Origin of the sequence: Butyrivibrio sp. Su6, from assembly GCF_900108105.1 — a bacterium.
Classification (GTDB): Bacteria; Bacillota; Clostridia; order Lachnospirales; family Lachnospiraceae; genus Butyrivibrio.
Window position 1 is genome coordinate 548,757 of sequence record NZ_FNUR01000001.1, and the last position, 14,578, is coordinate 563,334.

The window sequence follows — 14,578 nt, forward strand, 5'->3', positions numbered from 1 at the left end:
TTTATGAGCAACCAGATGACTATTTATGACATATCCAAAAAGGCCGGCGTTTCTATTGCTACCGTTTCAAGAGTTTTAAACGGTAGCACCAACGTTAAGCCCAAGACACGCAAAAAAGTCATGGATATAATTGAACAATACGGCTATAAACCAAATGCTTTCGCCAGAGGTCTCGGCCTTAATTCAATGAAAACAATCGGCATTTTATGCGCTGACGCTTCTGACCTTTACCTGGCAAAGGCTTTATACTATATTGAGCAAAACCTGAGAGAAAATGGTTATAATTCTGTTCTTTGCTGTACCGGATATGAGATGGATTCCAGAAAAGAATCCCTTAATCTTCTACTCTCACAGCATGTAGACAGTGTCGTAATGGTCGGTTCAAACTTTATCATGAATAATCCCGAAGACAACATGTATGTCAACGATGCTGCCGCTTCTGTCCCCATAATGCTTCTTAATGCTGATTACGACTGCAATAATGTGTATTGCACATTATGTGATGATTACAAGGCAACGCAGGATGCCACAGAGAAAATGCTCAATGCAGGCCTCAAAAACATCCTTTACCTTTACAACAGCAATTCATATTCAGGATTAAAAAAGCTGGCCGGATATCAAAGCGCTCTGTTGTCTCATGATATAGCAGTAAAAAAAGAACTGCTTCAATGTTTCAAGGGATCAAATGAAGATATAGACGGGGTTAAAAACTTTATAGAAAAACTCTATTTAAAGGGTGTGAAATTCGATGGAATTATAGCAAGTGATGACTTTTTAGCTGTTGGTGCAATGAATTTTGCAAGAGCAAATAAGATCAAGGTTCCATCAGAGCTACAGATCATTGGATACAACAATTCCATCCTTACTCATTGCTCAGAACCTCCTATCTCTTCTATTGATAATCGTCTTGAAGATATGTGCATACAGCTTGTTAAGACCCTTATTGGAACCCTTTCTCAAAATGAAATGCCTCAGAAAACTATTTTCTCCGGTGAACTTATTGAGCGAGGATCCACAAAACTATAAAAAAATACCCTCAGCATAGTTTTCTATGTTGAGGGTATTTTTTTTATTATCAAGTGTTATCAAGCAGCTTTTTCCGCTTTATTTCCTTTAAAAAATGTCTTCATAATAGCTCCAAATACATTTCTCACAAGTGGACCGGCAAAGAAAATCTGCCAGCAAAGTGCCATTGGGAAATTAAAGGCTGTTGTCTGAAGCCATACGCTGACAAATTCACTGCCTGCATTCTTGAAAAGAATTGTTGCTGCAAGGCTCATAAGTGGGCACATAAGGCATACAGACATTGATGAAATAGCAAGTATGATCATGATCATTGGATCCTTACCAGGAGTTACAAATCTAAAAGCAAGAATCTGAGCAAGCTTTCCAACAAATAAAAGCTCAAGCACTACAGCTATAGGCCACATGATAATAATCTCGCCAAAAGCTGCCAGGAATACAAAGTTCTGAAGTCCGCCTACACTCATTGAAATGTTGTAAACGATCATGGCATATACCATAACGAATGCCATTAAAGCAGTAAAAAACACATCCTGTAATTTGCTCTGTGGTAACATAAAATAAGTTCCTCTCTTTCTTAAACGGGAAGACCTCTGTGTTGTTCGTTATCACCCGGCAAAGGATGTGCGTTTCCAATAATACCTTGAAATCTTCAAATCTTTTTTTCAGCGATTTTCGATTATAACAGATTTCAAGGTATCATGTAAGTGTTTTTTTAAATATTGGAAATAATTCCACCGCCAAGAACATAATCTCCATCATATAAAACAGCAGATTGTCCCGGAGTTATAGCTCTTTGAGGTTCATCAAAAGTAAATATGGCACTTCCATCATTATTTATGCTGCAAACTCCCGGCTGTTCCTTGTGTCTGTACCTGATCTTGGCACTGCATCTAAACTCATTTTCAGGAGCCTCACCCGTTATCCAATGAAAATCTCTTATGTGAACTTCTCTTTTAAACAGATCCTCATTGTCACCGAGAACAACCTGATTATTCTGAACATCAAGTTTTGTTACATATAATCTCTTTTTATCAGGGATTCCAAGGCCACGTCTCTGACCTATTGTATATCCTATAATTCCTTTGTGCTGCCCCAAGACATTTCCGTTTACATCAACAAAATCGCCCTTTGGATACTCTTTTCCTCTATAGCGCTTGATCATAGCTTCATAGTCACCGTCAGGCACAAAACATATATCCTGGCTTTCACTCTTATGAGATGTAACAAACTCTTTTCCCTCAGCAATTCCTCTCGCCTCAGTCTTGGTGTACTCACCAAGTGGGAAAAATGTATGAGAAAGCTGCTCTTCAGTAAGATCATAGAGCACATAACTCTGATCTTTATTTAAATCCTTGGCCTTAAGCAGATAAAAATGCCCATCTTTTTCTTCTATCCTTGCGTAATGACCAGTGACAATATAGTCAAAGCCCATCTCTCTTCCCTTTTGGTAAAGGATATCGAATTTCAGATACTTGTTGCATCTGATACAGGGATTAGGTGTCTCTCCTCTCTCATAGCTGCATACAAAGGGTTCAATGACATTCTCTCTGAACTCAGCTTCATAATGATAAATCTGGTAATCAATCCCCAGTCTGTCACACACTGCTCTTGCATCCTGAGTATCCGCCAGGCTGCAGCAAGTATCAAAAAGGTCCTTACCTACCATATCATTTTCATAAAGGCGCATAGTACAGCCCATACAGTCATATCCCTTATCTACCATAAGCGCAGCCGCTACACTTGAGTCAACACCGCCGCTCATAGCTATTAATGCTTTTTTACTTAAATTACTGCTTGTCATAAATACTTTTCCTATCCAAAAACTCGAAATCTTACTTATATTATAAAGAAATAGCCCTTATACAACAACGTACAAGGGCTACAATACAACATTTTTATCAAAAAGACAATTCAAATTTAAAGCTCAGATGTGCAATGAGGGCATCTGCTTGCCTCGATATTGATCTCACTCTTACAGCGAGGGCAGATCTTAGTTGTAGGAGCAGCTTCCTCCTCTTCCTTTTTGATCTTATTACTTACAGAATTCATAAATTTAACAAGAAGGAAAATAACAAAAGCCATCAATACAAAATTGATAACTACAGTAATGAATGTTCCATAATTAAGTGTTGCAGCACCAGCCTCCTTTGCAGTTTCAAGGGTTGCATACTGTGATCCGTCAAGACTTACAAACATGTTGTTGAAGTCTATTCCACCTGTCAAAAGGCTTATCACCGGCATGATAATATCATCTACAAGTGATGTAATTATCTTCTGGAAAGCCCCGCCTATGATAACACCGATAGCCATATCCATTACATTACCACGCATTATAAACTCACGAAATTCCCCTGCAAGGCTCTTCCCCTTGCCTGCAACTTTTTTAATATCCTCTGTCATTTTGTTTTCTCCCATACAATACTAAAAATTTTAGTTACCTAAGTGAAATTATAGCACTAAAAATTTACCTTGCCCACTTGAAATTGTGCGCCAATAAAAGTAAAATATAATAGTTGTGTGACAAGCAATGCAGGATTAGTACATCGGTAGTATATTAGCTTCCCAAGCTAAGGAGGCGGGTTCGATTCCCGTATCCTGCTTAAACCAAGCGATGCAATAAAACAGACAGGCTAGTTTTCATGTTTACATGAACAAATTAACCTGTCTGTTTTATTATACCGCGCGAACGCGCGGATGAGGATTGCGAAGCAATCCTCATATGCATCGTTTGGTTTAAGCTACTACATCTCAGCAATCCTCATATGCATCGTTTTATATAAGCTACTACACCTTCGCAATCCTCATATGCATCGCTTGATCATGAATTTTCATTTACATATATTGAAAGTCTGCTCTGTATGATATTTGCTACCTCATCAGCACTCTTCTGCCCGCTAAAGAAAGCAGAAGCTTCTTCCATAATTATGTTGTTAACGCTTTCGTTATAAGTAATTGGTTCATGCAAACTGTTGATAAAGTCCTCTATAAACTTAACATCTTCCTGAGTTAGCGGAGGAAGCTTGATCTCCTGATCACCAATCCAATAGTATTCTGCCTCTTCTTCCTTTGTCCCATCATCATTTGTATAATACTTAACTTCTGTTGCTTCTTTTGCTTTTTTATCAAAGCTGGACTTTCTTACAGGGAAATCAAATTCAAGATTATCCTGATAATCTTCCATATAGAAAGTTCTAAGGAACTGCCATATTCCCTCTGAATTCTTTGTTCTAGCGCTGACAGCAAGTGTCACATTAGGAGAAATTGTTGAATAGTTCTCACCTTTTTCATTAGGGAATCCAACAAATGAAATATCCTCACCAAACTGTCCATATTTCAATCTCTTATACTGATCAAAGCCATAAATACCTGTCAAACTCAAAATTGCTTCATTTGACCTGTAAATATCGTCAAGATTTCTCTCCCAGAGTGATTCATTGTATTGTTCCGGGAAATTCTTGGTGAATTCCAAAAGCTTTATGAAGTTCTCATCTGTGAAATTGCATTTCTTATTTTCCCAATCAATAAACTTATTTCCTGAAAAAGCAATTCCGTAGTTCATCATTTCCTGACGATTCTGCGGTCCACAGGCAAGATCATAGCTGATTCCCATGTCGGCTATCATTTTTTCTATATCATCAACAGATAGTACATTTTTGCCCTGAGTAAGCGAAGTCTTCATAGCTACTGTTGCAATACTGAACCCAGGGACCATAAGATACATCTTATCTCCCGTCTTAAATGCATCCATAACAGAATCAATAAATTCAGTATTTGAAAGATCCGGGTCATTTTTTACAAAACTATTAAGATCAAGGAAAAGTCCCTTATTGATGAAGCTATCAACTGGTGAATCGTTGTCAAATGTCATAATGTCCGGAATATTACCTGAAACAATGTCGAGATTAAATCTATTAGTTCCCTCGTTCCAGTTATCTTCTGTGTTATATACAGAATAGTCTACAAGCTTTATCTTATAATCCTGGTTTTCCTGATTAAATTTAACAGCAGCCTGTCTTACAGTATAATCAATGAATGATCCCCCAAGAGTGATCACCTGCTTATCTTTTACCTGATCAGCAGGAACTTTAACAAGTCTCTCAAGAGAATAATTGTATTCAAAATCCGGTAGAACAGCTAAAAACTCTGTGTCGCTGATAGCTGCTGCTGCGCTGATCGAATAGGTTGCTGAAAGATCGGAATCAACATAGTCAAGCAATTTGGTAATCTTATCTGCCTTAAAGTCATAACCATAGATCGCTGATTCTGTACTGATATACAGATCATATCCATTACCTTCAAATACTGTCATGCTATTGTAACGCTCAAGCGCTGCTGATTTTTGTCCTATTTCTCCTTTTTCTACATCGATAGGTGCAATTAAATAGCCATCATTTCCATACCCTGCAAGGAAAATATTTCCATTAAAGCCCTGATAGAGTTCAAGATATGAATCTTTATATTCAGTTGATTTACTTGTATCATAAACAAGGCTAAAGCCGTTATTTTCATCAAACTTCTCAATACCACGGCCATCATTTAGCAAAAGACCATACTTTTCTGAATAAACCATTCCATATATCTGGAGATAATCGCCTTCAGCAAGGTCTTTATTGATGTCGTATTTATAGAGCATATTTCCCTGAGCATCATATTTCACAAGATATCTTTCTTCCTGAGAGGGCTCATACATCTCTCCTGAATAATCATCATATGAAACCACACTTTTTTCTAAGCTGTCATCTGCAGATGATTCTGCAAAAGATGCATCGCCCAAATCACCGGAATCTTCTAGTGATGAAATGTCATTAGCTGATTCATTCTCATTTGCCGTATTTTCACTTGTATCTTCCGTAGATGCTTCTGTTTCAAGTGAAGATGCTTCAGATGCGCCATCTGCACTCTCTTCGTCATCCATAATGTGCATCTCGTCATCGTCACCCCAGTCATAAATCTCTAAAAGTGCGTAGATATTTCCATCCTTATCAAAATTAAAACGGCTATAGCTCTCTCCGTTACTGTTAGGAAGATAAACTGTATTCAAACCTGAACCATCGTAGTTGAAAGAATTAACCGCAACACCTTTTCCATCTGCTCCGTAATAATCAACAGCATAAACCTTGTCTCCCGCAATCTTTACTGTTGAAATATTGTTGCCGTCAATATCAACGCCCATATCTTCAATCTTAAAAACATAATCTTTGGAACCGGATGCTGCCTCATTTAAAAGACTATCATCTGAACCACTTTTCTCTTTTCCGCAGCCGGCGAGCATTCCAATAGCCATAACCATTGATAATGCTATCGCTCCGGTCTTTTTTAATAAACCTTTTCTTTTCATAACATCTCTCCTCTCATAACTTCTTTTGAGCTCGTCTTACCTCATAATCATATTTCTTTTCCATTAGATCATTAAATATTCCTCTTACAGTCCAATTCTTATTTCTGTAAGATCTGATGATAAACAGGACAATAATTACAACTACAATAGTTCTGCATATCAGCCTGATCAAAAGAAGCGTTGCCAAAATATCTTCATACCCTCTGGCCAGATTTTCCCAATAAGGGAAAAATATAGCCTTGTTCCACATACTCCTTGTCCCATAGGACATTATCACATTAAGGAGGGCAAAAAACGAAAATCTCTCAGTGTTATCAATGACTGAAATATATGCATCATCAATAGCTGCACTTTCCTTTACAATCTGAGCAACTATTCCATCAACAGGTCCGGGCATTACCACTTCGTAGCAATTTATACCACCTTTACTAGCTGTAGTACCATCCTCTGCAATCTCTGCACTTTCTGTTCTTCCGCTTAGTATTGTTCCATACTTACACAGGCTGTCATATGAAATATAGGCTATACTGGCATTCTGGCCTGAAGCCTTTCGCATTTTGCCTTCTTCTCTTTTTACAACACCTGAAACATAATGGGGCACATCGCCAATCATTACCATCTGTCCAACGACATCATTGGAACCAAAAAGCTGCCAGGCAAGATCCTCATCTATAACAATCCCATCTTTCATAAGGGCATCCGGCGAGTAGTAACTTCCTGATACCAGCTCTAAAGGGTGAAAAAGAAAGAAATCCCCCTCAGTACCTATGGCTGTTACCTTATCTGCCATCTTGTTTTCAAAAGTGATCGATATAATTCCCTGGGCACTGTAACAGCTTGCATAGAGCCTGGAATCATCTACTTCTTCCTGCAGAGCAGTTTCAGAATCTGCATTAGTCTCATCAAGTGTCTGTGTATCAATAATCACCGGACCTTTGCTATCTGATCCTTCATCGTCATCATCTTCGATAATGCCCACATCATTCATTTTTGCCTGAAGTATATACTCAAGCTTTCTGATGTAATCCGAATCTATAAGCTGGTCTTCTGTAAAAAAGGCGCTGACCTGAGTCATCTTCCTTCCGTCAGACCATCTTGAAGCTTCTGCCTGCTCAGGTAACTTGCTGACAAGATGTCTGCTGTATGCTCCCAGAAGAAGGTCAGCGGCAATAAGAATGAGCACAAGGATAAAGACTTTGTTCTTAAAAAGCTGTATTAAACTATTCTGTATCTCTTTAAACTTTGTCTTCATTACTCGTTAGAAAGCCTTACCTGTTCTCCTGCTTTTACAGGTTTATTGGAAGTTGTGATGACATATTCATAATCATCAATCGCAGCTGTGATAGCTGAATTTTTGTCATCAGATGCAACGACTGTCACATCAGCTCTTGTGGCTGTATATCTGTTTCCAAGTGGTGATGATTTGCTCTTAACTATGAGTACAAACTTACCGTTAGTATCTGTTTTGATAGCGCTGTTTGGTACTATCATGTCGTATTCCTGGCTTCTTTCACCGATTGCCAGAGAAATGCTCTGACCGGGTGTAACTTCTGTACTCTCGATCTTAAAGGTAAGAAGCTTTTTACCTGCCGGATCCTGCTTGTCATTTTTAATAGATGTAAGTGTAGCCTTGAAGTTTGAACTAAACTGCCATGCATTCTGTGGCTGGGCAGCATCTCCAACCTTGAGCTTTTGCGCCTGAGAGTTGCTTACAGAAAAGCTTGTTGTCATATCTTTTCCGTCAACCTGAATAACTGCGATTGTCTCATCTGCAGAAGTTGACTCACCCGCTACTTTATTTACAGAAGATACTGTTCCTGCAACAGGTGACTTTACGGATGCGCCAACAGATTCAGCCTCAAGCTTCGCTATCTTTTCTTTTTGCTCGGTTATCTTGTCTCTCTTCTGGCAAAGAGATATTTCAATATTGATGCTCTTTAGCTGATCTTCCTTAACTCTTTCTGCCTCTTTTAAAGCTGCTGAAGTCTGAGCTTTTTTCTCAGTTGCCTGAGAAATTTTTTGTGAATAGCTGTAACCCTGCTGAGAGCTATAAGTTGAAAGCTGTGACTTGTCTCTTGTAAGCTCTGCCATGAAGTTTTCAAGTTCATCAACCCTGTCGGTATCTCCATTATTTGCAGCCTTAGTCATATCTGAAGTAGCCTGAGCGATAAGGTATTCCGGTGTTGCTGTATTGTAATCAATCCCCGCCTTTTCATAATCCATCAGGTTACTTATGTAATCGAGCTCTGCCTGTGCCGCATTGTCAGCGGAAAGGGCTGCGTTGTAAGTATCAAGCACTGCCCCAACCTGTGCCTGATATGTATCATAAGAAGCTGTTTTGCCATTTCTTACATTAGAAATAACCGCACTTGATACATCACCTGAAAACATCATCTGTTCATAATCAAGCTCCAAGGTGTCAAGTGTCTCTTTTGCCTTAACCAGTTCATCCGACTCTTTATCTTCCAGGTAGTAGATGATATCTCCGATTTCTACATGAGCTCCCTCTTTAACAGCTACTCCTGAAATCTTTCTTGTTTCTTTTACCGTGATATTATATGGGTCCTCCGCAGTAACTGTTCCGGTTCCCCTTATCTGCGGACTAATTGATCCGCTCTCTATCTGAACTGTCGCTACCTGAGGCAGAGTATAGTTCATAATGGTGTTTGAAAAGAATGTAAGAACAAGCATCACGGACAAAAAGGCGATTGCAACGTTCTTTACCATATCTTTTCTGTTTGTTTCCTTTTTTGGCTGAATTAAATCTTTTCTCTCGTCAAAGTTCTCTGACATAACAAAACTCCCCTTGTAACTAAAATAATTGCAAAACTCTTATCCCTTTATTCCTCCCTGGTAGGATATACCCTCTACCAGATAATCCTCGCCATATAAAAATATAAGAAGCGGCGGCACGAGATAAATTACCGCAACTGCAAAAGCAAGACTGATTTCTCCTGTATTTATCTTAGAAAGAAATACAGAAAGCGGATGAAGATCCGGATCACCCAAAAGAATAAGAGGCTGTTCAACCATATTCCAATAATCAAAAAATACAAGTATAGCAATTGAAGCAATTCCTCCTTTACATAATGGCATGTTGATCCTTGAGAAAATGTACCACTCACCTGCCCCATCTATTGAGGCAGCCTCCAATACTTCCGTGGGAATCCTTCTCATAAATTTAGTCAAAAGATATACCGCAAATGGCGAAAAGAATCCCGGAAGCCATATAGACCACCTTGTCCCATATATTCCTATGGCCTTTGAAACCAGAAAATTTGGAACAAGCGTAACCTGATAAGGCATAAGCATCATTATTATGTAGGCAAAAAAGATAGCTCTTTTAACTCTGCTGTCATATCTCGAAAATCCATATGCCGCCAAAGTTGCAATTCCAAGCTGAATACCTACTATCGGAACGACATATATGATTGAGTTCCAAAACTTCAAAAGATACTGCGGACTCTTAAACAAAACCGTAAAGTACTGGGCAAATGTGACCATATCCGGAATAAATTTCAGATTAACAGTCTTTGAAATAAATATTTTTCCGCCCTTTTGAGTCGTTGCAAAAATCGAACCATAGTTGGCATTTATCTCTGACGATGACATAAATGAATTAGTGATAGTCAGTATGATAGGCATAAGGAAAATAATCGCAAATGCAAAAGCTGCAATCGTTACCAGCGCGGTCTTAAAATTATCTATACGCCTCTTTTTCCTATACATTTTTTGTAACATGTTCATGCTGTCTTACCCTTCTACATCCTTTCCGTAGTAGTTTTCAACAGCATACATGATGTATACAAGACCCGTTACTACTATAAACATTATTATCGCTGCAGCAGATAGCTTTTGATAATCCAGAGAAGCAAATGTATTGTTCATGAAATGTTGCAGCATATATAGCGAATCCACCGGATAATCGCCCGTCATAAGATATATCTCTCTGAAAACCTTAAAAGAGTTTATGAGAGACATTATGGTAACAAACAGTATCGATGATGACATATATCTCACTTTTATAAGCCAGAACACCTGAAATTTGGAGGCATTCTCTAAAGATGCCACTTCCAAAAGCTCTTTTGGAATACTTGCAAGTGCTGACATAAACAGGATCATGTTATAACCAAGATTTTTCCATAGGAAAAGAGCTATGATAACAACCTGTGCCTTATCTGATTTAAGCCAGTCAACCTTGTCTACACCAAAAACAGCAGTGAAATTATTTATAAGGCCGTTATAGTGAAACATTACCTGCCATATAAGGACAACAGATGCTGTCGGAACCATTAAAGGACTTAAAAAGAATGACCTGAAGTAGCTTTTAAAGGGTATCCTTGCTTCCATTACTGCTGCCAAAAACAGGGACAGCAAAACTGCAAGTGGAACTGCTACAAGTGAAAACTTGAAGGTATTTATCCCCGCCAGCTTAAAGGCGCCGTTGTTCCATACATTTATATAATTGGCAAAACCTACAAAATTCTTTTGAATGGGATTATTTATCAAAGAATAATAGATAACTACTCCAAAGGGAGCCACAAAAAACAACATAACTCCCAATAAAGACGGAGCAAGAAAGAGCCACGATATAAGGCTCTTTCGCTCATTTGAAGAAAGCTCCCCTTTGAATAATCTTTGTAATTTTCTCCTCACCCTAACACAAAACTTAAACACAACTTTACTCAGTATCCTTAACTACAAACTCAGGAACTTTCCCCTTTAAAAATGAATAATATACTCCATTACTCCCATAATAATCGCTGTCATCAGTCTTTCTCATTATTACAACACTGAATTTGTTATCTTTCTGACTATAATCATACCAATTTCCATTATAATCTGAAGTAATGATATCTTGAAGTATTTCTGACACTTCTTCGCTATTTTTTACAGGATCGTATGTAGCACTTGTTGTCATCACTTCCTCATCACGCAAGAGCTTGCCGGAATCAATATCATCAATGTTATAACCCGGATAATAATTATCAACTCTTATGCTGCTTATCATCTCAGGTGTAAGCTTGGGCTCAACATAGATGTTATGGTCTTTGAGAAGTTTCAGCAGATTTGTACTGTTCTCATAAACAGGAACAGAAACGTTTACATAATGAGTCCCATTACTGGAAAATTCCAAACTACCAATTGGCTGATTATATTTCAGGTATGAATAATTGGCACTCTCTAAAATATCTTTCCTGTAAGCATCACTGACTTCAGAATAGGTAATGGTATCGTCAGTTTTCCTTCCACCGGCAGAAACGTAAGAAACACTATTGTTATTTACGTCGGAGCCTGTCATTTCTCTAATAGCCTCATCATCAAAGCAAATATAATGGCCTTTTTTATACTCTTCACTTGAAATAATGCTGTCCATAAGCGCTTCATCGGTATCATATGGAACAAAAATGCTTCTGTATATTTTTCTGCCATCTTTCATCCTATAGAGTATTGAAAGATCATAGCCATTGGAATAATAAGATTCCGTATCATAGTTTTTTCTTCCATCCATTCCGATAGATGCCAGTTTGATAAAAGAGTCAACATCAGTTATGTACATGTGCTTTTCACAGTACCCATCTCCAAACATGCCTCGACCGATCCACACATTGAAGTTATAGTCATCTTCAAGAATTGCACAGCTCTCAACCTTTTCAGGTGCCGGAACATAGGAATCATAACCGATAAGGTCTCCTCTTAGTATCACAAACATCAGAAGAACCATGCATACCGCAATGATTGTTGAAGGCTTACCCTTAGTAAATCTCCTGATATTGGCATCAAGGATGACCTCAATAAAGCACCCGGTTAAAGCTGTAGCAAGCAGCATGATAACGCACATCATGATGTAGAGTTTATCATTCCATACATAGTCGTTCATCATGTAGACCAGTATTCCTGCAGCAGTTCCAACCATAATGCTGACCAGTACTTTAATACACCATCTAAACGGTCTGAAAACAAAACTTTTTCCCGCCATCTCAGCTTTTCTTTTCTTGCTGAAAATGATCACAAAGATAAAAGCAATAACTCCGACAATAAGCGTATCTATATCAAGTCTCAAATTGTCTTTTGCAGAATCAAGAACTGCTTTCACAGAAAATACATCATCATAATTAAAACTTGTTTTATACCAAGCATAAAATCTGTCATATAAGGGAGACAGAATAGCGCTAAAGCCTTCCGAATAAGAAAAAGTTTTAAAGAATATTTCTTTTAAACCTCTTATTTCACCGGCTATTGCTACAGATACTATTGCAAAAAAGCCTGTCAGAAGAAATGCAGAAAGCATCGTTCCACTGAGCATAATTGCAAGTACAGTCACATTATATACTGTAAGAAACAATACGACAGATCTCAAAAACTCAATCAGTACAGAAAACAAAACTGCATTATTTACTGCTCCCATACCTATAGCGATCAAAAAAGCTATAAGCTCAACTGAGCCAAAGATTGTAAGGAAGGTAACAAAAGCATTAACATAATTCTTCCTTAGCCTCTGAAATCTTGTTGTGGGCTGGCTAAGATAGAAATCCATCTGGCTTTGGTTAAATACATAGGAAAAACCCTGAAATGCAAACGCAATCGCAACCAGCGTCACAAGTCCAAAAGCAACACTATTTATTCCCATTACCATAGAAACTGCTTTGCATTTTTCAGCCTTTAGGACTGCATCTGACTGTCCGTACATAGCTGCATAATTTATGCATCTTGAAACAAGCAGGATCACACCAAAAATAAAATAGCCTGCCACAAAGGGAAGAGCCACAAGAGCTGTCCAAAGAGTTCTTGTAATATATTTTTTCTGATTCTTGAATTTTTCACTGAAGGATAAATTTCCTGATGTCATACCCAACTACCTCCGTCTCACTGATAAATATCTCCTCTAATGATAGAGCGAGCACCTCAAAGAAAACTGGATTGCCACGTTTGAATGCCGCTTCAATCTCTTCTCTTTCGCCTCTCATAGTAATTGTATGAAGACGCCCCCTCTTTTCATGTAAAAGAATATCTAATCCTTCAAGAGCATTTTTCTCATCCTCATCAGAACTAAAGACACACTGGACTTTTTGCATGTTAAGCTTCATATCGCTGATATCTTCTGAGAGTATCACTCCGCCCTTATGGAGAAGCCCTACGTGATCGCAGATATCCTCAAGCTCCCTTAAGTTATGAGATGCAATCACCGGTGTAAGCCCCCTGTCTTCCATCTCTGCCGCGAACAGACTTTTAACTCCCTGTCTGACAACCGGGTCAAGGCCATCAAAGGTCTCATCGCAGAGAAGGTACTTGGTTCCGGCACATATTCCGAGAAGTATTGAGATCTGCTTTTTCATTCCCTTTGAAAAAGTGCTGATCTTACGCTTTGTATCAAGTCCAAAACCATTACACATCTTATAAAATCTAAGTTTGTCAAACTTCTCATATATTCCCTCATAGTACTCCGCCATATCCTCCGGACTACTGTTAGGTAAAAAATACTGATCATCAGAAATGTAAAAGATATCTTTTTTTACATCTGGATTGTCATACACCGGCCTGTTATCTACACATACAATGCCAAGATCCGGCTGTATAACTCCTGCGATTATTCTAAGAATAGTACTCTTTCCTGCCCCATTTGTTCCTACAAGTCCGAATACTTCGCCGTCCATAATGCTCAGTGAAACACGATTGACAGCTTTGATGTCGTCATAGGATTTATCCAGGTCTAGTAACTCAATCATGTTAATTTTCCTCCGCTTTGCATATTCTCCCCAAGCCTTAGCTTTATTTCCTCTACAAGTTCCTCTAGTGGTATTCCAATTTCTTTTGCCTCTACAAATAGATCAACAACCGCTTTTATCAGTTCTTCCTTTTTATTATCTTTAAGTAAGCCGGTGCTGTCTTTTACAAAATTGCCTCTCCCTTTGACAGTATAGATAAATCCCTGTCTTTCAAGTTCGGCATAAGCCTTTTGTACAGTGTTAGGATTTGTAGAAAGCTCCATAGACAGACTTCTGACAGATGGCATCTGATCATCCGGTTGCAATATCCCTTTAAAGATCTGCATCTTGAAATTCTCAACTATCTGCTCGTAGATTGGTCTGCTATCTTGATAATCAATAAGCTTCATTCTCTTCACCCATTGTTTAACAATATAGTTTTAGTTGCAAAAAAATAAGTGTACTATGTTTACTAGTACACTTGTATTCTATAACTATATATTCGCAA

At 38.3% G+C, this 14,578-nt stretch carries 12 protein-coding genes and 1 tRNA gene; 2 read left to right on the forward strand and 11 right to left on the reverse strand.

The features are described from left to right. Positions 1–3 precede the first annotated feature (3 nt). Positions 4–1,026: a LacI family DNA-binding transcriptional regulator gene (locus C4S54_RS02185; protein ID WP_242973716.1), complete on the forward strand. Its 1,023-nt coding sequence runs from the start codon at positions 4–6 to the stop codon at positions 1,024–1,026. A gap of 59 nt (positions 1,027–1,085) precedes the next feature. On the opposite strand, the gene C4S54_RS02190 is transcribed toward C4S54_RS02185, so the two are convergent. The 3 genes from C4S54_RS02190 to mscL form a co-directional block, all read right to left on the reverse strand. After that, complete coding sequence (locus C4S54_RS02190) at positions 1,086–1,580, reverse strand: DUF2798 domain-containing protein (protein ID WP_103868053.1); 495 nt, start codon at positions 1,578–1,580, stop codon at positions 1,086–1,088. A gap of 158 nt (positions 1,581–1,738) precedes the next feature. Next, positions 1,739–2,827 (reverse strand): tRNA 2-thiouridine(34) synthase MnmA, encoded by a 1,089-nt coding sequence (gene mnmA / locus C4S54_RS02195; RefSeq protein ID WP_103868054.1) that lies wholly within the window; start codon positions 2,825–2,827, stop codon positions 1,739–1,741. A 116-nt stretch (positions 2,828–2,943) separates the two neighbouring features. Then, positions 2,944–3,426: a large conductance mechanosensitive channel protein MscL gene (gene mscL, locus C4S54_RS02200; protein WP_103868055.1), complete on the reverse strand. Its 483-nt coding sequence runs from the start codon at positions 3,424–3,426 to the stop codon at positions 2,944–2,946. 129 nt (positions 3,427–3,555) lie between these two features. Here mscL and C4S54_RS02205 point away from each other — a divergent pair. Further along, positions 3,556–3,626, forward strand: a tRNA-Gly gene (locus C4S54_RS02205). A gap of 218 nt (positions 3,627–3,844) precedes the next feature. Here C4S54_RS02205 and C4S54_RS02210 read toward each other — a convergent pair. The 8 genes from C4S54_RS02210 to C4S54_RS02245 form a co-directional block, all read right to left on the reverse strand. After that, on the reverse strand, positions 3,845–6,364 hold the full coding sequence (locus C4S54_RS02210; protein ID WP_103868056.1) for an ABC transporter substrate-binding protein: 2,520 nt from the start codon (positions 6,362–6,364) through the stop codon (positions 3,845–3,847). A gap of 13 nt (positions 6,365–6,377) precedes the next feature. Continuing rightward, positions 6,378–7,616 carry an ABC transporter permease gene (locus tag C4S54_RS02215; protein WP_103868057.1) on the reverse strand — a complete coding sequence of 413 codons (1,239 nt, stop codon included), beginning with the start codon at positions 7,614–7,616 and terminating at the stop codon, positions 6,378–6,380. Continuing rightward, positions 7,616–9,157 (reverse strand): HlyD family efflux transporter periplasmic adaptor subunit, encoded by a 1,542-nt coding sequence (locus C4S54_RS02220; RefSeq protein ID WP_103868058.1) that lies wholly within the window; start codon positions 9,155–9,157, stop codon positions 7,616–7,618. The genes C4S54_RS02215 and C4S54_RS02220 overlap by 1 nt, the downstream gene beginning before the upstream one ends. Positions 9,158–9,196: 39 nt before the next feature. Next, positions 9,197–10,111, reverse strand: a complete 915-nt coding sequence (locus tag C4S54_RS02225) for a carbohydrate ABC transporter permease (RefSeq protein ID WP_022773515.1) — start codon at positions 10,109–10,111, stop codon at positions 9,197–9,199. 6 nt (positions 10,112–10,117) lie between these two features. Further along, a complete protein-coding gene (locus tag C4S54_RS02230; RefSeq protein ID WP_242973717.1) occupies positions 10,118–10,906 on the reverse strand; it encodes a carbohydrate ABC transporter permease in 789 nt (262 codons plus the stop codon). 139 nt (positions 10,907–11,045) lie between these two features. Continuing rightward, a complete protein-coding gene (locus C4S54_RS02235; protein ID WP_103868060.1) occupies positions 11,046–13,214 on the reverse strand; it encodes a DUF6449 domain-containing protein in 2,169 nt (722 codons plus the stop codon). After that, complete coding sequence (locus C4S54_RS02240; protein ID WP_022773511.1) at positions 13,186–14,091, reverse strand: ABC transporter ATP-binding protein; 906 nt, start codon at positions 14,089–14,091, stop codon at positions 13,186–13,188. The genes C4S54_RS02235 and C4S54_RS02240 overlap by 29 nt, the downstream gene beginning before the upstream one ends. After that, a complete protein-coding gene (locus tag C4S54_RS02245) occupies positions 14,088–14,480 on the reverse strand; it encodes a GntR family transcriptional regulator (RefSeq protein WP_103868061.1) in 393 nt (130 codons plus the stop codon). The genes C4S54_RS02240 and C4S54_RS02245 overlap by 4 nt, the downstream gene beginning before the upstream one ends. Between the last annotated feature and the right edge of the window lie 98 nt (positions 14,481–14,578).

Excerpts from the sequence above, each read along its gene's own strand:
- C4S54_RS02240 (WP_022773511.1), bottom strand. The coding sequence starts at position 14,091 with ATGATTGAGTTACTAGACCTGGATAAATCCTATGACGACATCAAAGCT.
- C4S54_RS02220 (WP_103868058.1), bottom strand. The coding sequence starts at position 9,157 with ATGTCAGAGAACTTTGACGAGAGAAAAGATTTAATTCAGCCAAAAAAG.
- C4S54_RS02225 (WP_022773515.1), bottom strand. The coding sequence starts at position 10,111 with ATGAACATGTTACAAAAAATGTATAGGAAAAAGAGGCGTATAGATAAT.
- C4S54_RS02190 (WP_103868053.1), bottom strand. The coding sequence starts at position 1,580 with ATGTTACCACAGAGCAAATTACAGGATGTGTTTTTTACTGCTTTAATG.
- mnmA (WP_103868054.1), bottom strand. The coding sequence starts at position 2,827 with ATGACAAGCAGTAATTTAAGTAAAAAAGCATTAATAGCTATGAGCGGC.
- C4S54_RS02210 (WP_103868056.1), bottom strand. The coding sequence starts at position 6,364 with ATGAAAAGAAAAGGTTTATTAAAAAAGACCGGAGCGATAGCATTATCA.
- C4S54_RS02215 (WP_103868057.1), bottom strand. The coding sequence starts at position 7,616 with ATGAAGACAAAGTTTAAAGAGATACAGAATAGTTTAATACAGCTTTTT.
- mscL (WP_103868055.1), bottom strand. The coding sequence starts at position 3,426 with ATGACAGAGGATATTAAAAAAGTTGCAGGCAAGGGGAAGAGCCTTGCA.
- C4S54_RS02185 (WP_242973716.1), top strand. The coding sequence starts at position 4 with ATGAGCAACCAGATGACTATTTATGACATATCCAAAAAGGCCGGCGTT.
- C4S54_RS02245 (WP_103868061.1), bottom strand. The coding sequence starts at position 14,480 with ATGAAGCTTATTGATTATCAAGATAGCAGACCAATCTACGAGCAGATA.
- C4S54_RS02235 (WP_103868060.1), bottom strand. The coding sequence starts at position 13,214 with ATGACATCAGGAAATTTATCCTTCAGTGAAAAATTCAAGAATCAGAAA.